This window comes from Pseudomonas sp. HMSC067G02 (genome assembly GCF_001813485.1).
Taxonomy (GTDB): Bacteria; Pseudomonadota; Gammaproteobacteria; order Pseudomonadales; family Pseudomonadaceae; genus Pseudomonas; species Pseudomonas aeruginosa.
The window spans coordinates 110,037-128,882 of the sequence record NZ_KV812697.1 but is presented as its reverse complement, the minus strand read 5'-3'; the positions used below and the strand labels follow the sequence as shown (position 1 = coordinate 128,882).

22 protein-coding genes and 1 pseudogene are annotated in these 18,846 nt (G+C 68.7%); 11 read left to right on the top strand and 12 right to left on the bottom strand.

The window, feature by feature from the left end:
* Nucleotides 1–134: 134 nt before the first annotated feature.
* Nucleotides 135–671, top strand: a complete 537-nt coding sequence (locus HMPREF2914_RS19615) for a sigma-70 family RNA polymerase sigma factor (RefSeq protein ID WP_003095533.1) — start codon at nt 135–137, stop codon at nt 669–671.
* Nucleotides 664–1,686: a FecR domain-containing protein gene (locus HMPREF2914_RS19610; protein WP_023092675.1), complete on the top strand. Its 1,023-nt coding sequence runs from the start codon at nt 664–666 to the stop codon at nt 1,684–1,686. The genes HMPREF2914_RS19615 and HMPREF2914_RS19610 overlap by 8 nt, the downstream gene beginning before the upstream one ends.
* A gap of 15 nt (nt 1,687–1,701) precedes the next feature.
* Here HMPREF2914_RS19610 and HMPREF2914_RS19605 read toward each other — a convergent pair whose 3' ends face one another.
* From HMPREF2914_RS19605 to desT, 5 genes are all read right to left on the bottom strand, one after another.
* Entirely contained in the window at nt 1,702–2,274 is a 573-nt protein-coding gene (locus HMPREF2914_RS19605) for a HupE/UreJ family protein (protein ID WP_003135459.1), read from the bottom strand.
* A 29-nt stretch (nt 2,275–2,303) separates the two neighbouring features.
* Nucleotides 2,304–2,918, bottom strand: a complete 615-nt coding sequence (gene ureG / locus HMPREF2914_RS19600; RefSeq protein WP_023092674.1) for an urease accessory protein UreG — start codon at nt 2,916–2,918, stop codon at nt 2,304–2,306.
* Between the two features lie 10 nt (nt 2,919–2,928).
* On the bottom strand, nt 2,929–3,600 hold the full coding sequence (locus HMPREF2914_RS19595) for an urease accessory protein UreF (protein ID WP_003095528.1): 672 nt from the start codon (nt 3,598–3,600) through the stop codon (nt 2,929–2,931).
* Nucleotides 3,597–4,100: an urease accessory protein UreE gene (gene ureE, locus HMPREF2914_RS19590; protein ID WP_023092673.1), complete on the bottom strand. Its 504-nt coding sequence runs from the start codon at nt 4,098–4,100 to the stop codon at nt 3,597–3,599. Before ureE ends, HMPREF2914_RS19595 begins: the two co-directional genes overlap by 4 nt.
* A gap of 229 nt (nt 4,101–4,329) precedes the next feature.
* Nucleotides 4,330–4,959 carry a TetR family transcriptional regulator DesT gene (desT, locus tag HMPREF2914_RS19585; protein WP_023092672.1) on the bottom strand — a complete coding sequence of 210 codons (630 nt, stop codon included), beginning with the start codon at nt 4,957–4,959 and terminating at the stop codon, nt 4,330–4,332.
* A gap of 158 nt (nt 4,960–5,117) precedes the next feature.
* Here desT and HMPREF2914_RS19580 point away from each other — a divergent pair, with 158 nt between their 5' ends.
* The 3 genes from HMPREF2914_RS19580 to HMPREF2914_RS19570 all read left to right on the top strand — a co-directional run bounded on the left by HMPREF2914_RS19580 (nt 5,118) and on the right by HMPREF2914_RS19570 (nt 8,863).
* Nucleotides 5,118–6,218 carry a ferredoxin reductase gene (locus HMPREF2914_RS19580; protein WP_003141676.1) on the top strand — a complete coding sequence of 367 codons (1,101 nt, stop codon included), beginning with the start codon at nt 5,118–5,120 and terminating at the stop codon, nt 6,216–6,218.
* A complete protein-coding gene (gene desB, locus HMPREF2914_RS19575) occupies nt 6,215–7,327 on the top strand; it encodes a fatty acid desaturase DesB (protein WP_004347735.1) in 1,113 nt (370 codons plus the stop codon). The genes HMPREF2914_RS19580 and desB overlap by 4 nt, the downstream gene beginning before the upstream one ends.
* 219 nt (nt 7,328–7,546) lie before the next feature.
* Nucleotides 7,547–8,863 (top strand): MFS transporter, encoded by a 1,317-nt coding sequence (locus HMPREF2914_RS19570; protein WP_003095519.1) that lies wholly within the window; start codon nt 7,547–7,549, stop codon nt 8,861–8,863.
* Here HMPREF2914_RS19570 and HMPREF2914_RS19565 read toward each other — a convergent pair.
* Both HMPREF2914_RS19565 and HMPREF2914_RS19560 read right to left on the bottom strand, forming a co-directional pair.
* Entirely contained in the window at nt 8,854–10,245 is a 1,392-nt protein-coding gene (locus HMPREF2914_RS19565; RefSeq protein ID WP_023092671.1) for a heavy metal sensor histidine kinase, read from the bottom strand. The genes HMPREF2914_RS19570 and HMPREF2914_RS19565 overlap by 10 nt on opposite strands.
* Nucleotides 10,224–10,913 carry a heavy metal response regulator transcription factor gene (locus tag HMPREF2914_RS19560; protein ID WP_003123548.1) on the bottom strand — a complete coding sequence of 230 codons (690 nt, stop codon included), beginning with the start codon at nt 10,911–10,913 and terminating at the stop codon, nt 10,224–10,226. Before HMPREF2914_RS19560 ends, HMPREF2914_RS19565 begins: the two co-directional genes overlap by 22 nt.
* Before the next feature lie 137 nt (nt 10,914–11,050).
* Here HMPREF2914_RS19560 and HMPREF2914_RS19555 point away from each other — a divergent pair, with 137 nt between their 5' ends.
* From HMPREF2914_RS19555 to HMPREF2914_RS19545, 3 genes are read left to right on the top strand one after another with little or no spacing between them, the layout of a single operon-like run.
* Nucleotides 11,051–11,674 carry a hypothetical protein gene (locus tag HMPREF2914_RS19555; RefSeq protein ID WP_003095513.1) on the top strand — a complete coding sequence of 208 codons (624 nt, stop codon included), beginning with the start codon at nt 11,051–11,053 and terminating at the stop codon, nt 11,672–11,674.
* Between the two features lie 53 nt (nt 11,675–11,727).
* Nucleotides 11,728–12,342 (top strand): cytochrome b/b6 domain-containing protein, encoded by a 615-nt coding sequence (locus HMPREF2914_RS19550; RefSeq protein ID WP_003110933.1) that lies wholly within the window; start codon nt 11,728–11,730, stop codon nt 12,340–12,342.
* On the top strand, nt 12,339–13,106 hold the full coding sequence (locus tag HMPREF2914_RS19545) for a molybdopterin-binding protein (RefSeq protein ID WP_003110934.1): 768 nt from the start codon (nt 12,339–12,341) through the stop codon (nt 13,104–13,106). Before HMPREF2914_RS19550 ends, HMPREF2914_RS19545 begins: the two co-directional genes overlap by 4 nt.
* A gap of 113 nt (nt 13,107–13,219) precedes the next feature.
* Here the strand turns inward: HMPREF2914_RS19545 and HMPREF2914_RS19540 are convergent, their stop codons facing one another.
* Both HMPREF2914_RS19540 and HMPREF2914_RS19535 read right to left on the bottom strand, forming a co-directional pair.
* Nucleotides 13,220–13,549: a hypothetical protein gene (locus HMPREF2914_RS19540; protein WP_070702841.1), complete on the bottom strand. Its 330-nt coding sequence runs from the start codon at nt 13,547–13,549 to the stop codon at nt 13,220–13,222.
* 8 nt (nt 13,550–13,557) lie between these two features.
* Nucleotides 13,558–13,797: pseudogene (locus HMPREF2914_RS19535) on the bottom strand (bacterioferritin); the annotation flags it as partial.
* Between the two features lie 295 nt (nt 13,798–14,092).
* Between HMPREF2914_RS19535 and HMPREF2914_RS19530 the strand changes: the two are divergent.
* On the top strand, nt 14,093–16,162 hold the full coding sequence (locus HMPREF2914_RS19530; RefSeq protein ID WP_023092670.1) for an AsmA family protein: 2,070 nt from the start codon (nt 14,093–14,095) through the stop codon (nt 16,160–16,162).
* Nucleotide 16,163: 1 nt separating this feature from the next.
* Here the strand turns inward: HMPREF2914_RS19530 and brlR are convergent, their stop codons facing one another.
* Entirely contained in the window at nt 16,164–16,976 is an 813-nt protein-coding gene (brlR, locus tag HMPREF2914_RS19525) for a c-di-GMP-binding multidrug transporter transcriptional regulator BrlR (protein ID WP_023092669.1), read from the bottom strand.
* 146 nt (nt 16,977–17,122) lie between these two features.
* Between brlR and HMPREF2914_RS19520 the strand changes: the two genes are divergently transcribed.
* Nucleotides 17,123–17,530, top strand: coding sequence for a Rho termination factor N-terminal domain-containing protein (locus tag HMPREF2914_RS19520; RefSeq protein WP_003095492.1), 408 nt, complete (start codon nt 17,123–17,125; stop codon nt 17,528–17,530).
* 43 nt (nt 17,531–17,573) lie between these two features.
* Here HMPREF2914_RS19520 and osmE read toward each other — a convergent pair whose 3' ends face one another.
* On the bottom strand, nt 17,574–17,918 hold the full coding sequence (gene osmE, locus HMPREF2914_RS19515; protein WP_003095488.1) for an osmotically-inducible lipoprotein OsmE: 345 nt from the start codon (nt 17,916–17,918) through the stop codon (nt 17,574–17,576).
* An 88-nt stretch (nt 17,919–18,006) separates the two neighbouring features.
* Entirely contained in the window at nt 18,007–18,546 is a 540-nt protein-coding gene (locus HMPREF2914_RS19510; protein ID WP_003095483.1) for an MOSC domain-containing protein, read from the bottom strand.
* A gap of 154 nt (nt 18,547–18,700) precedes the next feature.
* Between HMPREF2914_RS19510 and HMPREF2914_RS19505 the strand changes: the two genes are divergently transcribed.
* Nucleotides 18,701–18,846: PsiF family protein (locus HMPREF2914_RS19505; RefSeq protein WP_049262840.1), on the top strand; the 146-nt coding region annotated here is incomplete at its 3' end.

The window sequence follows — 18,846 nt, the reverse complement described above, 5'->3', positions numbered from 1 at the left end:
TCGGAAAAGGGATATTTCGGGTTCGGCGGGGCCGGTCGAGGAAGGGCGTCGGCATTGTGGTCAGCGGAAAATTAGTGATAATAGTTTTCATTTGCGATTGAAGCCAGCCGACTATTCCGATGAATGCGCCTCCGATGAATGCGCCAAGCCCCTGCCTGCAAGCGGACCGCGACTGCGTCGCCACGCTCTACCGTGAAAACCATGCCTGGTTGCGCAACTGGCTGGCCTACCGCCTTCGCTCCTGGGGACGTGGCGTGGCCGACGACCTGGCCCACGACACTTTCCTGCGCATCCTCGCCAGCCGCGATGGCGGCCAGCGTGACGCGATCCGTCAGCCGCGCGCCTACCTCACCCGCATCGCCAACTGCGTGCTGGTCAGCTGGCGCCGTCGCCAATCGCTGGAACTCGCCTGGCTGGAGGCCCTGGCCACGTTGCCCGAGCCGTTGCAGCCGTCGCCGGAACAACAGAGTGTGATCGTCGAGACCCTGCACGAGATCGACGCGCTGCTCGACACCCTGCGACCGCGGGTGAAACAGGCATTCCTGATGGCGACGCTGGACGGCATGAAGCAGAAGGACATCGCCCAGGCGCTGGGCGTCGCGCTGCCGACGGTGAAGAAGTTCATCCACCAGGCCTACGTGACCTGCCTGAGCCTGATGCCCGATGAATGACCGCGCTTCCAGCCGGGCGCCGCAGGCGGGCGATACGGAGCTTTCCGGGCCGCCGGCCGCCGAGGCGATCGCCCCGCAGGTGCTCAGGGAGACCGCCTCCTGGCTGCTGCTGATGCAGGAGGGGCCGCTGGCTCCGGCGCAGCAGGCCGAGCTGGAGTCCTGGCGCTCGCGCAGCCCCGAGCACCAGCGCGCCTGGCGGCGTGCCGAGCGTCTGCTGGCGAATATCGGTTCGCTGCCGCCGGCGTTGGCCCGGCGTGCGCTCGAGCGTCCGTCCGGCAGCGGCCGGCGCGCGGTCCTGCGCGGCCTGGCCCTGCTGCTCGGCGGCGCACCGCTGGTCTGGTGGGGATGGCGCGCCCAGGTCTGGCGCGACGGCTTCGGCGCCGACTACCTCACTGCCGTCGGCGAGCGGCGCGATCTGGTGCTGGAGGACGGCAGCCAGCTCGAGATGAACACCGACAGCGCGCTGGACGTGCGCTACGACGCCGGCCAGCGCCTGCTGCGCCTGTATCGCGGAGAGATCTACCTCCGCACCGCGGCGGATCGGCGCGAGCCGCCGCGGCCGTTCCTGGTGCGCACCGAACAGGGCCTGATGCGCGCGCTGGGTACCGCTTTCAGCGTCCGACGCGAGGGCGCAGAGACAGTGCTGGCGGTGTACGAAGGCGCGGTCCAGGTGCGTCCGGAGGGCGCCGCGAGCGCGGCGGATGGCCGGGTGATCGAGGCTGGCCAGCGGGTGCGCTTCGATCGCCAGCGGATCGGCGCCGTCGAGTCCGCCAGCGAGGCCGCGCTGGCCTGGCGCCAGGGCCTGCTGGTGGCCGACGACATGCCGCTGCGGCAGTGGGCGGGAGAACTGATGCGCTACGGCGGCGAGAGCATCGAGTGCGAGCCGTCGCTGGACCCGCTTCGGGTCTCCGGCACCTTTCCCGTCGACGACCTGCCGCTGGCCCTGGCGATGCTGGCGCAGACCCATGGCCTGCGCCTCGTGCACCAAGGTCGGCGGGTGCTGATCAGGCGCTGAGGGAGGCGCGGCGGCTCAGCCGGCCAGCAACCAGACCCCGGCGCCCGCCGAGGCCAGCCCGGCGAGACGTACCAGGGGCGCGGCCGCCTGCGGCAGGAAGCGCACCAGCGCGTAGCCGGCGGCGTGCAGCGCGGCGGTGGCGGCGACGAAACCGAGCGCGTACAGCCAGGGGCTGGAGAGGTCCGGCAGCTCCAGGCCGTGGGCGACCCCGTGGGCCAGGGCGAACAGCGCGGTGGCGGCCATCGCCAGCGCCAGCGGCGGGCGCACGGCGAGGGCCACGCAGAGGCCGAGGGCGAGCACCGAGGCGGCGATGCCGGTCTCCATGAACGGCAGTTGCAGGCCCTCGAAGCCGAGCAGCCCGCCGACCAGCATGGTGCCGACGAAGGTGCAGGGCAGGGCGAGGCGCGCGGCTCCCTGTTGCTGGGCGGCCCAGAGGCCGACGGCGAACATCGCCAGCAGGTGGTCGAGGCCGGTGAGCGGATGGGCGAGGCCGGCGACCAGGCCGTGTTCGCCGTGGCCGGGGTGGGCGAAGGCCAGCGCCGGCGCGGCGAGCAGGGCGAGGGCGGCGAGCAGCTTGGGCAGTTTCATTGGCGGTTCCTTGTCGTTGCGAGGTGGCGTCAGGCGGCGGTCAGCAGGCCCTGGCGCTCGATGAAGGCGATGACTTCGTCCAGCCCCTGGCCGGTCTTCTGGTTGCTGAACACGAACGGCTTGTCGCCGCGCATGCGCCGGGCGTCCCGGTCCATCACGTCGAGGGAGGCGCCGACCAGCGGCGCCAGGTCGATCTTGTTGATCACCAGCAGGTCCGACTTGCAGATGCCGGGGCCGCCCTTGCGCGGGATCTTGTCGCCGGCGGAAACGTCGATCACGTAGAGGGTCAGGTCGGACAGCTCGGGGCTGAAGGTGGCCGACAGGTTGTCGCCGCCGGATTCCACCAGGATCAGTTCGAGGCCGGGGAAGCGCCGGTTGAGCTGGTCCACCGCCTCCAGGTTGATCGAGGCGTCCTCGCGGATCGCCGTGTGCGGGCAGCCGCCGGTTTCCACGCCGATGATCCGCTCGGGGGCGAGGGCCTCGTTGCGCACCAGGAATTCCGCGTCTTCCTGGGTATAGATGTCGTTGGTGACCACCGCGAGGTTGTAGCGCTCGCGCAGTTCGCGACACAGGGCCAGGGTCAGGGCGGTCTTGCCGGAGCCCACCGGACCGCCGATGCCGACACGCAGGGGTTGGGATGTCATGGGGTTTCTCCTAGGAACGGAACAGACGGCTGTACTGGGTTTCGTGGGTCATGCTGGCCAGCGCCAGACCGAACGCGGCGCTGCCCTCGACGGCGGGCCGCCGCAGCGCCTCGGCGCAGGCGCGGTCGAGTTCCGGCAGCAGGCTGGAAGCAAGTTTCTGCGCGGCCAGTTGGCCGAGCGGCAGGGTTTTCATCAGCACCGCCAACTGGTTTTCCAGCCAGCTCCAGAACCAGGCACTGAGCGCCTCCTCGGCGTCCAGGCGCCAGGCGCGCGCGGCCATCGCCCAGGCGGCGGCGAGATTGGGCGGGTCCTGGCGCGCCAGCCAGGCGCGGCCGGGAGCGTCGAGTTCGGGCAGGGCTTCCAGCAATTGGTGCAGGGAAAAGCCCATCTGCCGGCTCTCCTGGGCCAGCTCGCGGGTCTCGCGGCTGGCCCTATGGCGCTCGCTGGCCGCATCGCAGGCGGCCCAGTCGCCGATCAACGCGGCGCGCAGCAGGCCGGCCAGCAGCGGCGCCTCGAAGCGCGCCAGGTTCAGTTGCAACTGGTCGACCAGCCAGGTCCGCGCGCTCTCGGCGTCGCGCACCCAGCCATTGTCGAGGGCCGCCTCCAGGCCCTGGGAATAGCTGTATCCGCCGATCGGCAACTGCGAGCTGGCCAGGCGCAGGCGCGCCCAGATGCTGTTCACCGGCGCACGCCGAACTGGTGCAGGCGCGGCGCGTAGTTGAACTCCGCCGCGCCATGGTGCGAGTGGTGGTGGCCTCCGCCGTAGGCACCGTGCTCCGGCTGGAACGGCGCCTCGATGGCCTCCACCGTGGCGCCGAGCTGTTCGAGCATGGCTTTCAGCACGTAGTCGTCGAGCAGGCGCAGCCAGCCGTCGCCGACCTGCAGGGCGACGTGACGGTTGCCCAGGTGGTAGGCGGCGCGGGTCAGTTCCAGCGGGCTGGCGCAGGTGACGTGGAGCAGACGTTCGGAGCGGGCGACGACCCGCACCAGGCGACCGTCGCGGGCCTCCAGGCAGTCGCCGTCGGCCAGCGGCGGCTGGCCGCGCTCGAGGAACAGGCCGACCTCCTCGCCGCTCGCCGCGAAGCAGCGCAGGCGGCTCTTGCTGCGCGCCTCGTAGGTGAGGTGGAGTTCTTCGTCCCAGCGGGGCGAGCGGGCGGGCAGGCGTTGGTGAATGACCAGCATGGGCAGTTTCCGCAATGCGACAGGAAAGGAATCACAACAAGCACCAGCAAGGGCCTTGCCAGGTCGATGCGGGACGCCTGTACCGGGAAAACGGGGCCATAGGGATGTAACAAAATATTGCAGCGCGCCAGGTTGGTGCGCAACGACTTTTTTGCCGCACCGGAAAGGTGCGCGCGCGTCTAGTCCGCGGGCGAACGCCGAGCCGGAGGTCCGCTGGGGAGGTGTGGGGTCAGTCGGGCAGGCCGTGCCAGTGCTTGCCGCCGATCATGATGAAACGCAGCTGGTGGGTGATCTTCGCGGCCGGCATCAGGTGCGGCGGCAGGTCGGCGGCGGGTGGGTCGATCAGCTCCGGAAGGGTGGCGAAGACGGTCTTCACCACCAGGTCGGCGAACACGTCGAGGGCCGCGCTGTCGAGATGCGGCATCTTGTTCAGCAGCGCCAGGTCGGCGGCCAGGTCGTCGGTGATGCGCTGGCGCAGGCTGGCGATGGCCTGGCGGATCGGCAACGAGCCGCCGTATTGCTCGCGGGCGAGGAAGAGGAACTGCGAGCGGTTGGCGCCGACCGCGTCGAGGAAGATGCGCACCGAGGCGTCGATCAGCCCGCCCAGTTCGAACTCGTTGCGGCGCACCGCGCGCAGGGTGGCGCGGAAGGTCTCGTCGACCTCGGCGACCAGCGCCAGGCCGAGCTGGTCCATGTCGCTGAAGTGCCGATAGAAGCCGGCCGGGACGATGCCGGCGGCGCGCGTCACTTCGCGCAGGCTGAGGCTGCCGAAGCCGCGCCCGCTTTCCATCAGGTGGCGCGCGGCGCTCATCAGCGCGTGGCGGGTCTGCTGTTTCTGTTCGGCGCGGGGTGAGGACATACGGCTTCCTTTGGCGGACCGGCGACTGTAGCAAAAGCCCCGCGACCCGGTCGAACCGGGGACGGCAGCGGTCGAAGGATACATCAGTGAACGCTTGTTGACTCGATTGCGCGGAACGGGCAAAGTTTTGTGAACGATCGTTCACTGAAATATTCTCGATGGCCTTGCTTCCCCTCGCTCTCCTGACCCCTTTGCTCGCACCCCTGCGCCGTCTCGCCGCCCGTGGCTGGCTGCGCGAGGCCGATGTCGACGGCCTGCTGCGCCACGCCCATCCGCTGGCGTCGCTGAACCGCCACTATGCGCGGGTCGAGGCACGCTACTGGGTGGCCGACGATATGCTCGCCCTGGCCCTGCGTACCGCCCCCGGCTGGCCGCCGGCGCGGCCGGGCCAGCACATCCAACTGCTGGCGGAGCGCGACGGGGTGCGGGTCGGGCGCAGCTACAGCCTGACCCGGGTGGTCGGCGAGCGCCTGGAAATCGCCGTCAAGCGTCACCCGGACGGGCTGCTCTCGCCCTGGTTGTGCGAACACCTGGCGGTCGGCCAGCGTGTCGAGTTGCAGCCCGCGCAAGGCGATCTGCGCTGGCCGATGCAGGCCGAGGCGGTCTGCCTGCTGGCCGCCGGCAGCGGCCTGACGCCCTTGCTCGGCCTGCTCCGCGAGGCGCTGGAGAACGGCTATCGCGGTCCCGTGCTGTGGCTGCACTACGCCCGTCATCCCGGCCAGCGCGCCTGGTTCGGCGAGCTGGAGGCGCTGGCGGCGCGCCACCCGAACCTGGAGTTGCGCTGGAGCCTGACCCGCGGGGCGCGGGCCGATGGCTGCCTGGAGGGGCATTTCCAGCCGCGCCACCTGGACGGCTGGGCAGCCGACCTGGCGCGCAGCCAAGCCTTGGCCTGCGGGCCGGCGGCTTTCGTCGAGGCGGTGGGCGAGCAACTGGGGGCACGCTTCGCCGGCTTGCAGACGGAATCCTTCAGCGTCCCGCGCTGGCGCAGTGGGGAGGCGCCGCGCGAAGTGCGCCTGCGCTTCGCCCGGTCGCAGCGGGAAGTCTCCGGCGACAGCGCCGCCAGCCTGCTGGAACAGGCCGAGGCCCACGGCCTGCGCCCGGCCCACGGTTGCCGCCAGGGCATCTGTGCCAGTTGCACCTGCGTCCTGCTCAGCGGCTGCGTGCGCGACCTGCGCAGCGGCGCGCTGTGCAGCGAGCCCGGCCAGTCTATCCGCCTCTGCGTCAGCGCCGCCCACGGCGACCTGGCGCTGGACCTGTGAACCGACCTGCGAGCCCTGCGATGCGCGACGACCGCGAACTGACCCCGGAACAACTGGCGGCCTTCGGCGCCGAACTCGACGCCCTGCGCCAGCGTACCCTGGCCGATCTCGGCGCGGACGACGCGCGCTACATCCGCCGGGTCCGCGCGGCGGTGCGCGTCTGCTGCTGGAGCGGCAGGGCGCTGCTGATGTTCGGCTGGCTGCCGCCGACCTGGCTGCTCGGCAGCCTGCTTCTCGGCCTGGGCAAGATCCTCGAGAACATGGAACTGGGCCACAACGTCATGCACGGCCAGTACGACTGGATGAACGATCCGGAATTCGCCGGCCGCGCCTACGAGTGGGACATCGCCGGGCCGTCCGACTTCTGGCGGCACACCCACAACCATATCCACCACACCTACACCAACGTGCTGGGCAAGGACGACGACGTCGGCTACGGGGTCGTGCGCCTGTTCCCGGAGCAGCGCTGGAAGCCGTTCTACCGCTGGCAACCGCTGTGGGTGACGCTGCAGGCGCTGCTGTTCCAGTACGCGGTGGCGATCCAGCATCTGCGCCTGGACAAGTACGCCAAGGGGCGCCTGGACAAGGCCGAACTCATGCCGCTGCTACGCCGCCTGCGTGCCAAGCTGGGTCGCCAGTGGACCAAGGACTACCTGCTGTTCCCGCTTCTCGGCCTGTTCGCCGGCGGCTTTGGCGCGGTGTTCGTCGGCAACCTGCTGGCCAACGTGCTGCGCAACCTGTGGACCTTCACGGTGATCTTCTGCGGCCACTTCACCGAGAAGGCGGTGGTCTTCCCGCCCTCGGTGCTGGAGGGGGAGACCCGTGGCCACTGGTACCTGCGCCAGTTGCGCGGCTCCAGCAACCTGGAGGGCGGGCCGCTGTTCCACATCCTGACCGGCAACCTCAGCCACCAGATCGAGCATCATCTCTACCCGGACCTGCCGGCGCGTCGCTACGCCGCGCTGTCCCGCGAGGTCCGCGAAATCGCCCGGCGCTACGGGCAGACCTACAACAGCGGACGCCTGGGACGGCAATTCCTCACTGTCTTGCGGCGCATCTGGGTATATCGGCTGCCGCCGCGCGAGCCGCTCCCGGCGGGGCGCAGCTGAGCCGACGGAACGCTCGCGGCGCCCGTGGCGGGGCCGCTCCGGAGCGGGGATAATGCCGCCCTGTGCGCCGCGACGTGGCTTCCGGCCGCCGCGCGGCGTCGGAGTCTCGCCGAACGCAGGACGGCCTGCGCCCGCGATCGGCCAGCAGCGTCGATCCTTCCCGAACCTATCAATGCTCGGCGGATGCCGGCCGTGGGGCCCGTCCGTCCAGGAACCGTCATGTTCAGCCCGCTCGTCACCTTTCCCGCGCTCTACACCGCCACCCTGCTCATGCTGGCCGGCTCCGGCCTGTTCACCACCTACATCGGCCTGCGCCTGACCCAGGAAGGCGCAGGCGACCTGTGGGTCGGCGGGCTGATGGCGTCCTACTATTTCGGCCTGGTCTGCGGTGGAAAATTCGGACACAAGCTGATCGCCAGCTTCGGCCATATCCGCTCCTACGTGGCTTGCGCCGGGATTGCCACCGTGACCGTGCTGCTGCATGCCCTGGTCGATCAGCTGGAAGTCTGGCTGCTGCTGCGCTTCATCACCGGTGCGGTGATGATGAACCAGTACATGGTGATCGAGAGCTGGCTCAACGAGCAGGCCGAGAGCCACCAGCGCGGCAAGGTGTTCGCCGGCTACATGGTCGCCGTCGACCTTGGCCTGGTGCTCGGCCAGGGCCTGCTGGCGCTGAGCCCGACCCTCGACTACAAGCCGTTGCTGCTGGTCGCCATCTGCTTCGCCTCGTGCCTGATCCCGCTGGCCATGACCCGTCGCGTGCACCCGGCCAAGCTGGTCGCCGCGCCGCTGGAAGTGCGTTTCTTCTGGCAACGCGTGCCGCAGGCGCTGGGCACCATCTTCATCGCCGGCCTGATGGTCGGCGCCTTCTACGGCCTGGCGCCGGTCTACGCCAACCGCAACGGCCTGGATGCCTCGCAATCGAGTTTCTTCGTCGGCATGTGCATCGTCGCCGGCTTCTGTGCGCAGTGGCCGCTGGGCTGGCTGTCCGACCGCCTCGACCGCAGTTGGCTGATCCGCGGCAATGCGGTGCTGCTGTGCCTGGCCTCGATCCCGATGTGGGGGCTGGTGACGCTGCCGTACTGGCTGCTGCTGGCCAACGGGTTCGTTACCGGCATGCTGCTGTTCACCCTCTACCCGCTGGCGGTGGCGCTGGCCAACGACCACGTCGAGCAGCCGCGCCGGGTCGCGTTGTCGGCGATGCTCCTGACCACCTACGGGGTCGGCGCCTGTATCGGCCCGCTGGTGGCCGGCGCGCTGATGCGCCACTTCGGTCCGGGGCTGTTCTACATGCTGGTGTCCGGCTACGCGGTGCTGCTGGTGTTCTGGGTGCAGCCCAAGCGCGTCACCGGCGAACACCGGGTCGACGAGGCGCCGCTGCAACACGTGGCGATGCCGGACACGGTCAGCCCGATGGCCGCCACCCTCGACCCGCGCGTCGAGGAAGTGCCGGAGGAGCTGGTGGTGGAGGCGCCGGCGAATATCGGCCGGTCCGACGGCGAGCCGGACGCCGGCGAGAAGCCCGCTCAGTCCTGAGCCGGGAACGCCAGCTCGAAGCGGATGCGTCCCGGAGCCGGGGCGCTCGCTTCGGCGCGGCCGCCGTGCAGGCGCATGATCGCCTGGACGATGGCCAGGCCGAGACCGCTGGACTGGGCGTCGCTGCGCGCGGCGTCGCCACGGTAGAAGCGGTCGAACAGGCGCGACAGCGGCTCGGCCGGCAGCCTGTCGCAGGCGTTCTCCACGCTCAGCAGGAATTCCCCCGAGCGGCGCAGGCCGCGCACTTCGATCAGGCTGTCGGCGCTGGCGTAGCGGATGGCGTTGGCCAGCAGGTTGCTCAGCGCCCGGCGGAACAGTTGCGGATCGGCGCGTAGCTGGCCGCTGATCTGGATGTCGAGGCTCAGCCCACGTTCCTCGGCCAGCCCTTCGAAATACTCCGCCTGGCGCCGCAGTTCGTCGCCCAGGTCCAGGCGGCTGCGCTCCACCGCTGCCCGCACGTCGTCGGCGCGAGCGAGGAACAGGATGCTCTCGACCATCCGTGCGATGCGCTCCAGCTCTTCCTGGTTGGAGGCGATCAGCGCCTGGTACTCCTCGTTGCTGCGCGGCTGGCGCAGGGCCACCTGGCCGTGGCCCATCAGCGAACCGATGGGCGTGCGGATCTCATGGGCGAGGTCGGCGGAGAACTGCTGCAGGCGCTGGTAGCCGTCGTCGAGGCGTTCGAGCATGGCGTTGAACGACTGTGCCACCTGCTGCAACTCGGCAGGCGCGGCGGCGACGTCGAGGCGGGTATCCAGGCTGGTCGGATGGATCTCCGCCGCCTTCGCCGCCAGCGTGCGCAGCGGGCGCAGGCCGTGGCGCAGGACCAGCCAGCCGAGCAGGGCGGTGCCGAGGAACGCCAGCAGCACGGCGGCGATGACCCGGTCGCGGTACTGGGCGAGCATCCGCGTCTCGCCCAGCAGCAGGTGCGCAGCGGTGATCTGCAACGGTTCGCGGCCGCCGACCAGGACCTCGGCGGCGAGCACGCGCATCGGGACGCCGTCGTGGGTCAGCGCGGCGTGCACGACGGACGGATTCAACGCCTGGCCAGCGGCGACCACGCGTAGCGACGGCAGGCGTTCGTGGCGCGGGTTGACCGCGACGATCGGCGCCTCGCCGGGCTGGCCGAGGAGCAGGATGTCCTGCTCGTTGCCGAGCATGTTCTCGAACAGACGCGGGCGCGCCTTCAGCTCGGCCAGGGTGAGGTTGTCGCGCAACAGGTTGCGGAAGTGCTCGACCCGGCCGGCGACCATCACGTCGCTGCGCCGCAGCATCGCCTCTTCCACCGAGCGGTACAGGTAGAAACCGACCGCGCTGACCACCAGCGCCGCCACCGCGGCGAACAGCAGCGCCGCGTAGAGGGTCAGGGAGCGGCGGGCGGGCACGGGCGCTCCTCGCAGACGTAACCGATGCCGCGCACGGTATGGATCAGCTTGTTCGGGAAGGGATTGTCGACCTTGGCGCGCAGGCGCTTGATCGCCACGTCGACGACGTTGGTGTCGCTGTCGAAGTTCATGTCCCAGACCTCCGAGGCGATCAGGGTGCGCGACAGCACCTCGCCCTCGCGGCGCATCAGCAGGTGCAGGAGGGCGAACTCCTTGTTGGTCAGGGCGATCACCTGCCCCTGGCGGCTGACCTTGCGCCGCAGCACGTCCAGGTGCAGATCGGCCAGTTGCACCTGCTCTGCCTCGCGGACCACGCCGCGGCGCAGCAGGGTACGGATACGCAGCAGCAACTCGGTGAAGGAGAAGGGTTTCACCAGGTAGTCGTCGGCACCCAGTTCGAGGCCGCGGATACGGTCTTGCAACTGGTCGCGGGCGGTGAGGAAGAGCACCGGCACATCGTGCTTCTTGCGCAGCACTTCCATGATCTGCCAACCGTCCAGGCCGGGCAGCATCACGTCGAGGACCACCAGGTCGTAGCGGTTCTCCAGCGCCAGGTAGAGACCGTCGGCGCCGTGCTGCGACCAGTCGACCGCATAGCCCGACTCGCCGAGGCCCTTCTTCAGGTACTCGCCGGTCTTCGTATCGTCTTCGATCACCAGGATGCGCATGTCTCGTTCCCCCTCGTTCGCCGCCATTCTAGCCAGCGCGCGGCGCGGACTCGGTGACATTTTTGTCATGCGAAAGTCATCTCCGGGTACCGCCGGCGGGGCGACCATCGAGGCTCAACCCCACCGAGGATCGACCGATGCTTCGACTCAAGGCTTCCCCCGCGCTGCTCTTCGGCCTGCTCCTGGCCAGTGCCGCCAGCTTCGCCGCGCAACCGCCTGCGGGCATGCTGCAGCCGCTGCGCGGCACCATCCAGCAGGCCGCCGACGACCACCTGCAACTGAAGGCCCGCAACGGCCAGCAACTGACGGTCAGGCTCACCGACAAGACCGCGATCCGCGCCGTGTCGCTGGCGAAGCCGGAGGACATCCAGCCCGACAGCTTCATCGGTACCGCCGCCGTGCCGCAGCCCGACGGCACCCTGAAGGCCCTCGAGGTGCATGTCTTCGCCCCCAGCCTGCGCGGCAGCGGCGAAGGCCACCGGCCCTGGGAGAACGCCGATGGCAGCGCCTCGACCATGACCAACGGTACGGTCGGCAACCTGGTGGTCAGCCAGGGCCGGCGCATGACGGTGAAATACGGCGATGGCGAGAAGACCGTGGTGGTGCCGGACGACGTGCCCATCGTCAGCCTGGAGCCGGGCGAGCGCAGCCTGCTCAAGCCTGGCGCCAAGGTCGTGCTGTTCCCGCAGAAGGGCGCCGACGGCAGCCTCACCGCCCTGGCCATCTCGGTCGGCAAGGACGGCGTGACCCCGCCGATGTGAGGTTTCGCCGGGACGGCGCGTCCGTCCCGGCCGGGTTTCCTGGGAGAAAAGCCATGAACCGTGCGTTGCACGCCTGGCCGGTGAGACTCTGCCACTGGCTCAATGCCTATGCCATGGCCTGCCTGATCGGCAGCGGCTGGGGCATCTACAACGCTTCGCCGCTGCTGGATTTCCGTTTTCCCGCCTGGGCTACCCTCGGCGGCTGGCTCGGCGGTTCCATCGCCTGGCATCTCGCCGCCATGTGGCTGCTGCTCGGCAACGGCCTGTGCTACCTCGCCTACGGACTGTCCAGCGGGCATTTTCGTCGCGACTTCCTGCCTTTGAGCGCGGCCGGCGTCTGGCGCGACCTGCGCCTCGCCCTCGGCCTGCGCCTGGTCCATGAGCCGGGCCGCTACAACGCGGTGCAGCGCCTGCTGTACTGGCTGGTCCTGGCGCTCGGTGCGCTGCTGGTGCTGTCCGGGCTGGCGATCTGGAAACCGGTGCAACTGCACGGGCTGACCGCGCTGTTCGGTGGCTTCCAGGGGGCGCGCTGGGTGCATTTCCTGGCCATGGCCGGGGTCGTCGGGTTCGTCGTCGTGCACCTGCTGCTGGTGCTGTTGGTGCCGCGCACCCTGGTGCCGATGATCATCGGACGCGAGTGGCGGCGCGGGCGGAGGAGCGGAGGATGAAGGGGCCGGAGAAGAAGCGCGCGAAGATCGCGATCGACCCGTCCAGCGAGCGACAGATGGTCGATTTGCAACGCCGCCTGCTGTTGCGCGGCGGCCTGTCCCTGGGCGCCCTGGCGATGCTCTCGGGGTGCCGGCTACAGGATGGCGATTCGGTCGACAAGGTACTCTGGGCTATGTCGCGCTGGAACGACCGGGTCCAGGCCTGGCTGTTCAGCCGTACGCGGCTGGCGCCGACCTTCGATCCGTCGCAGGTGGTCTCGCCGTTCCCCTTCAACGCGTTCTACCCGGCCTACAACGTGCCGGAGATCGACCTGCCGGAATACCGCCTGCAGGTTTCCGGGCGGGTCCGCGACAAGCGCCCCTGGAGCCTGGAGCAACTGCGCCGGCTGCCGCAGGCCAGCCAGGTCACGCAACTGATCTGCATCGAGGGCTGGAGCGCGATCGGCCAGTGGAGCGGAGTGCCGCTGCGCACCTTCCTGGAGCTGGTCGGCGCCGACACCTCGGCGAAGTACGTCGGCTTCAAGTGCGCCGACCGCTACTACTCCAGCCTCGACATGCCCAGCGCGCTGCATCCGCAGACCCTGCTGGCGCTGGAGATGTCCGGGCAGGCGCTGCCGGAGGAGAACGGCTACCCGCTGCGCCTGCGGATTCCCACCAAGCTCGGCTTCAAGAACGCCAAGCACGTGGTGGAGATCTTCGTCAGCAACAGCAATCCCGGAGGTTACTGGGAGGACCAGGGCTACAACTGGTTCAGCGGAGTCTGAGGCGGGAGAGTGCGGCTTGCTTCGGGCCATGCGCCCAGCGCGACAGGGATGGGAAAATAGGAAAGCCCGGCATCGAGCCGGGCTTTTCTCGCGCCTTGCGGCGTAACGAGCGGTCAGGCGGTGCGCAGGTCGAAACGGCTCATGCTGCGATGCAGGCGGTCCACGGTCTGTTCGCTGCCGTTGTCGGCCAGACGGGCTTCGGCCTTGGTCATGTCCTTGTGCAGGCGGTCGACGGTCTGCTCGCTGCCGTTGTCGGCCAGGCGGGCTTCGGCCTTGGTCATGTCCTTGTGCAGGCGGTCGATGGTCTGCTCGCTGCCGTTGTCGGCGATGCGCAGTTCGACGCTGGACATGTCCTGGTGCAGCCGGTCGATGGTGCGGCTGGAGCCGTCGGCGGCGAAGGCGGCGTTGGCGGTCAGGGTGGCGAGGGCGAGGCCGAGGATCAGGGAAGCTTTTCCTGGTTGGCATGCTCGAGGAACTCGGCGGCGGCGATGCTCGCCTTCAGGCCGGTGGCCATGAAGTAGTGGCGCTTGTAGCGCAGGAAGCAGACCAACTCGGTGGCGAGCGCTTCGTTGAGCAGGCGCAGGACGGTCTGGCGATCGGCCGAATAGCCTTCGGTGACCGCGCCTTCCTGGATGTTCTTGCGGGCACGGTCGCGAAGGGTCTGGACGTCCGTCAGTTGAACGGTGGTCATCGGTTTTCTCCTTGAGGCTGATCCGGTGAAAAGGGCCGGCTCTGCGGCTGGCTTTTTCTGCTTACCTAAGGTGTGAGTCCCGCGCGGTCGAAAAAGTTTTATCGACCCGCCGCCGAACTGGCCTTTTGCCTGAAATGCGTGGGACGGGGAGCAATGCCGGCGTTTCGCCGGTCCTAACGGAACGGGCCGGCGTATTCGCGCTGGCGAGTCCATGGGCCAGCCTGCACACTGACGGGCTGAGCGAGGCGCGCTGCCGCGCCTGCCCGACAACCGACGCGGCGAAAAGGAGTTGTGCATGACGCGCGGCCGAAAGATCCTGACCTGGAGCCTCGCCAGCCTGGTCCTGCTGCTGGCGGCGTTGGTGGTGTTCATCGCCACCTTCGACTGGAACCTGATCAAGCCCACCCTCAACGAAAAGGTCTCGGCGGCGCTGAACCGCCCGTTCGCCATCAACGGCAACCTCGCCGTGGCCTGGCGCCGCGAGGAGGGCGAGGAAGGCTGGCGCGCCTGGATCCCCTGGCCGCGCTTCAGCGCCGAGGACATCACCCTCGGCAACCCGGAGTGGACGGCGGGCAAGACCAAGGCGAGCGAGTTCGCCAGCCTGGAACGCATCGAATTCCGCCTCGCGCCGTTGCCGTTGCTCTGGCAGACCATCCGCATTCCACAGATCAAGCTGACCCAGCCGCGCGCCGACCTCCTGCGCCTGGCCGACGGCCGCGCCAACTGGGATTTCGACCTGCCTGCCAGCGACAGCGACGAGCCGTCCGCCTGGCAACTGGACATCCGCGAGATCGGTTTCGACAAGGGTAGCGTCAGCCTCGACGACCAGCGTTTGAAGACCCGCCTGGAAGTGCTGGTCGACCCGCTCGGCAAGCCGGTGCCGTTCGGCCAGTTGGCCGGCAAGGCGCTGGCCACGGGCGATGCGGCGAACGCCCAGGACTATGTGTTCGGCTGGAAGGTCAAGGGCACCTACAAGGGCCAGGCTCTGGCCGGCTCGGGCAAGGTCGGCGGGATGCTGGCGTTGCAGGATGGGAGCAAGCCCTTCCCGCTACAGGCCGAGGTCAGTGCCGGCAGCACCCGTGCCGCGGTGGTCGGCACCCTGACCGACCCGCTCAACCTCGGCGCCCTCGACCTGCGCCTGAAGCTGTCCGGGACCAGCATGGCCAATCTCTATCCGCTGACCGGCATCACCCTGCCGGACACCCCGGCCTACTCCACCGACGGTCACCTGCTGGCGCGGCTCAAGGAGGAGGGCGGCGCACTGTTCCGCTACGAGAACTTCAACGGCAAGGTCGGCGCCAGCGACCTGCACGGCAGCCTGACCTTCGTCGCTCGCCAGCCTAGGCCGAAGCTGTCCGGCAAGCTGACCTCCGAGCAACTGCGCTTCGCCGACCTCGGCCCGCTGATCGGCGCCGACAGCAATGCCGAAAAACAGAAGCGCGGGCAGACCAGCCGCCAGCCGGGCGACAAGGTGCTGCCGGTGGAGGAATTCCGTACCGAGCGCTGGCGCGACATGGACGCCGACGTGGAATTCACCGGCAAGCGTATCGTCCACAGCGACCAGTTGCCGATCAGCGACCTCTATACCCATCTGGTGCTCAACGACGGCCTGCTGCGCCTGGAGCCCCTGCGCTTCGGCGTGGCCGGCGGCAAGCTGGAGTCGGACATCCGCCTGGACGGCGGCAAGCAGCCGATGCAGAGCCGAGTGAAGATGAGCGCGCGGGGCTTCAAGCTGAAGCAGTTGTTCCCCGGCTTCGCGCCGATGCAGACCAGCTTCGGCGAGCTGAACGGCGACGCCAGTCTCAGCGGCAGTGGCAATTCGGTGGCGAAGATCCTCGGCGGCGCCGATGGCGAATTGAAGATGCTGATCAACGACGGCGCGATCAGCAAGGGCCTGACCGAAATCGCCGGCCTCAATGTCGGAAACTACCTGGTGACCAAGCTGTTCGGCGACGACGAGGTGAAGATCAACTGCGCGGCCGCCGACTTCGGCCTGCAGAAGGGCCTGATGACCAGCCGGCTGTTCGTCTTCGACACCGAGAACGCGCTGGTCAACGTCGACGGCACGGTGAACTTCGCCAACGAGAAGCTCGACCTCGATGTCACCCCGCACAGCAAGGGCCTGCGGATCTTCTCGCTGCGCTCGCCGCTGTACGTGCGCGGCACCTTCGCCAAGCCCGACGCCGGGGTCCACGCCGGGCCGCTGGTGGCGCGCGGCGCGGGAATGATCGCCCTCGGCGTGGCGGTGGGCCCGGCGGCCAGCCTGCTGGCGCTGGTGGCGCCGAGCAAGAGCGACGACAACCAGTGCACCGCCCTGCTGCAACGCATGCGCCAGCCGGCCAAGGCGCCGGCCGGCAAGCGCTGAGTCAGTAGATGGGGATATACAGGTCGACTTGCGAGTTCGGATCCAGCGGTCCGCGGAAACGCTGGTCGTAGTATTCGAAGTCGACCCCCGCCTTGGGCTCCAGGCCGCGTTCGGCGAGCAGGTGGCTGTAGATCGCCTGGAAGCTCTCGGCGATCTGCGGCGCCGTGCCCTTGTGGGTGAACACCGCGTACTTCTGCGCCGGCACCTGGAAGCGCACCATGCCCTCCGGCACCGGCCAGCCCTCCTGCACCTCGAAGCCGGCGACATAGTGGAATTCGCCGTTGGGCTGCTGCGCGCAGATGCCGTAGGAGACCTCGGGATCGTGCTTGCCGGCGATCTCGTGCTCGCGCGGGATGAAGCGTTCCCAGAGCTGGCCGATGGTGTCGCCGGGGGCGCTGCCGAAGTATTCCATGCCCACCACGCTGAAGGCGGGACGTTCGACGATTCGTGCATGCATGTTGCGGATCCTCCAGTGGGCGAGCGTCGCCAGGGTTCGGTCGAGTTCCGCCAGCAGGCGCTGGCGGGCGCTGATCTCTTCGCGCAGGGTGTGCTGGTGTCGTTGCAGGAAATGCCGCAGGCGTTGCGGGTCGTCCAGCGCGCCATCGCGTTTCAGGCGGTCGATGGCTTCCAGCGGAACGTCCAGCCGGCGCAGCGCGAGTATGCGCGAGAGCTGCTCGATCTGTTCCGGCTGGTAGTAGCGGTAGCCGTTGTCGCTACCGGTGCGCGCGGGGACGAACAGGCCGATGGCATCGTAGTGGCGAAGCGTCTTGGTGGAGATCTCGAAGATTCGCGCCAGTTTGCCGATGGTGAGCATTTCCGGTTCCTGCTGCGGGATAGCGGCAGACTACGGATTGCCCCTGGGGCAAGGTCAAGGGGTTTGTGCCGGTGTGCACTTTCTCTGAACGTCCGCCGTCGCCTCCCGGTCCCAACAGTGAACCCATCGCAAAGGGAGATATCCCCATGCCCCGTGGCGACAAGAGCAAGTACAGCGACAAGCAGCAGCGCAAGGCCGAGCACATCGAGGAGAGCTACAAGGCCAAGGGTGTGAGCGAATCGGAAGCCGAGGCGCGCGCCTGGGCGACGGTGAACAAGCAGTCCGGCGGCGGCGAGCGCAAGGGCGGTTCCGGCCGCGCCAAGAGCGAGACGGCCAAGCGCGCCGACCGCAAGGACTCGGCCCATCGCGCCGCCCAGGCCCGCTCAGGGAGACCGGCCAACCGCGGCTCGGCGAGCCGTGGCAAACGTCAAGGCAGCACTTCGGTGAGCGAGATGACCCGCGAGGAATTGATGCAGCTGGCGCGCAAGCGCGACATCCGCGGTCGTTCGACGATGCGCAAGGCCGAACTGATCGAGGCACTGTCCCGGGCCTGAACGCAGACGCCCCGCCTCCGTAAGGAAGCGGGGCGTCGAGCCGTCAGGGGCGGGCGTCGCGCTCGTGGCGGTCCAGCTCGGAGCAGCTCAGGAAGCCCGAGCCGTCGACCTTGCCGCTGCCGTCGAAACTGACGTAGAACGGCTGCTGCTGGCCGTCCTTGTTGAGGATGTAGCTGTTGCAGCTCCCCGGTTTCATCAGGCGCTTCTGGGTGCCGGAAGGCGTGCCGCCGATGCGCAGGACTTCCTGCTGGCTCATGCCTTTCTCGACATCCTTGACCAGCGGTTCGTTGCGGAAGGTGATGTAGTTGACCGGGTTCTGCACCTTGGTCGACGCGCAGCCGGCCAGGGTTGCCATCACGAACAGTGCCGCCAGTGACTGCTTGTACATGCTGTGACTCCTTGTGGTTGAGCGGTGCTTGCCAACATTGGAACGCAGGCCCTCGCGCAGAGTTCGCCCGGAATCGCGGCGGATTGCCTCAGACCTTCTCCAGGGCCCGGTGCGGCAGGGGTGGCAGCTGGATATCGATGGCGTCGCCGGGGCGAACCTCGCCGTCTTCCAGGACGATCGCCATCACCCCGGCCTTGCGAATCAGGTTGCCCTGTTCGTCGCGGCCGAGCACGGCGGCGGTCAGTCCGGGCTGGTAGTTGTCCAGCTGCGAGCAGGGATTGCGCAGGCCGGTCAGCTCGACCAGGGCGCTTTCCCCCAGGCGCAGGCGGGTGCCGGTGGGCAGGCCGAGCAGGTCGACGCCACGGGTGGTGATGTTCTCGCCCATGGTCCCTGGGCCGATGGCGAAGCCGCTGGCGCGTAGCTCGTCGTGCAGTTCCTCGTGGATCAGGTGGACCTGGCGCAGGTTCGGCTGGGTCGGGTCCTGCCGCACCCGCGAGCGGTGCTTCACGGTGACGCCGTGGTGGGCGTCGCCCTCGACGCCGAGGCCTTTCAGGAGGCGGATGGCGGGACGCACCTGCTTGCTGAACGCGTGGGTGGCGCAGAGGCTCACCGCGATGACCTGTTGCATGGAACTCCTCCTCGTGCGAAGCGTCAGTCTAGCCGCGAAACATGACGCTTGTCGCAAGCGCACAGGACGCGTTCCCAGCCCCTGCAAAGCCCGCCGCAGTCGCTAGACTTCAGCGCACCTGCATGCGAACGTGCAGCCCTTCAAGGAGAGTTCGATGAATATCCTGCGTATCCCGATGTTCGTATTGGCCATGGCCGTCTCGGCCCATGGTTTCGCTGCCACCGCGCAGCAGGAGAAGATGACCGCCTGCAACGCCGAGGCCACCACCAAGGCGCTCAAGGGCGACGAACGCAAGGCGTT

Coding starts and splice junctions, on each gene's coding strand:
- HMPREF2914_RS19615 (WP_003095533.1), top strand. CDS start 135: ATGAATGCGCCAAGCCCCTGCCTGCAAGCGGACCGCGACTGCGTCGCC.
- HMPREF2914_RS19610 (WP_023092675.1), top strand. CDS start 664: ATGAATGACCGCGCTTCCAGCCGGGCGCCGCAGGCGGGCGATACGGAG.
- HMPREF2914_RS19605 (WP_003135459.1), bottom strand. CDS start 2,274: ATGAAACTGCCCAAGCTGCTCGCCGCCCTCGCCCTGCTCGCCGCGCCG.
- ureG (WP_023092674.1), bottom strand. CDS start 2,918: ATGACATCCCAACCCCTGCGTGTCGGCATCGGCGGTCCGGTGGGCTCC.
- ureE (WP_023092673.1), bottom strand. CDS start 4,100: ATGCTGGTCATTCACCAACGCCTGCCCGCCCGCTCGCCCCGCTGGGAC.
- desT (WP_023092672.1), bottom strand. CDS start 4,959: ATGTCCTCACCCCGCGCCGAACAGAAACAGCAGACCCGCCACGCGCTG.
- HMPREF2914_RS19580 (WP_003141676.1), top strand. CDS start 5,118: ATGGCCTTGCTTCCCCTCGCTCTCCTGACCCCTTTGCTCGCACCCCTG.
- HMPREF2914_RS19570 (WP_003095519.1), top strand. CDS start 7,547: ATGTTCAGCCCGCTCGTCACCTTTCCCGCGCTCTACACCGCCACCCTG.
- HMPREF2914_RS19560 (WP_003123548.1), bottom strand. CDS start 10,913: ATGCGCATCCTGGTGATCGAAGACGATACGAAGACCGGCGAGTACCTG.
- HMPREF2914_RS19555 (WP_003095513.1), top strand. CDS start 11,051: ATGCTTCGACTCAAGGCTTCCCCCGCGCTGCTCTTCGGCCTGCTCCTG.
- HMPREF2914_RS19550 (WP_003110933.1), top strand. CDS start 11,728: ATGAACCGTGCGTTGCACGCCTGGCCGGTGAGACTCTGCCACTGGCTC.
- HMPREF2914_RS19545 (WP_003110934.1), top strand. CDS start 12,339: ATGAAGGGGCCGGAGAAGAAGCGCGCGAAGATCGCGATCGACCCGTCC.
- HMPREF2914_RS19530 (WP_023092670.1), top strand. CDS start 14,093: ATGACGCGCGGCCGAAAGATCCTGACCTGGAGCCTCGCCAGCCTGGTC.
- brlR (WP_023092669.1), bottom strand. CDS start 16,976: ATGCTCACCATCGGCAAACTGGCGCGAATCTTCGAGATCTCCACCAAG.
- HMPREF2914_RS19520 (WP_003095492.1), top strand. CDS start 17,123: ATGCCCCGTGGCGACAAGAGCAAGTACAGCGACAAGCAGCAGCGCAAG.
- osmE (WP_003095488.1), bottom strand. CDS start 17,918: ATGTACAAGCAGTCACTGGCGGCACTGTTCGTGATGGCAACCCTGGCC.
- HMPREF2914_RS19510 (WP_003095483.1), bottom strand. CDS start 18,546: ATGCAACAGGTCATCGCGGTGAGCCTCTGCGCCACCCACGCGTTCAGC.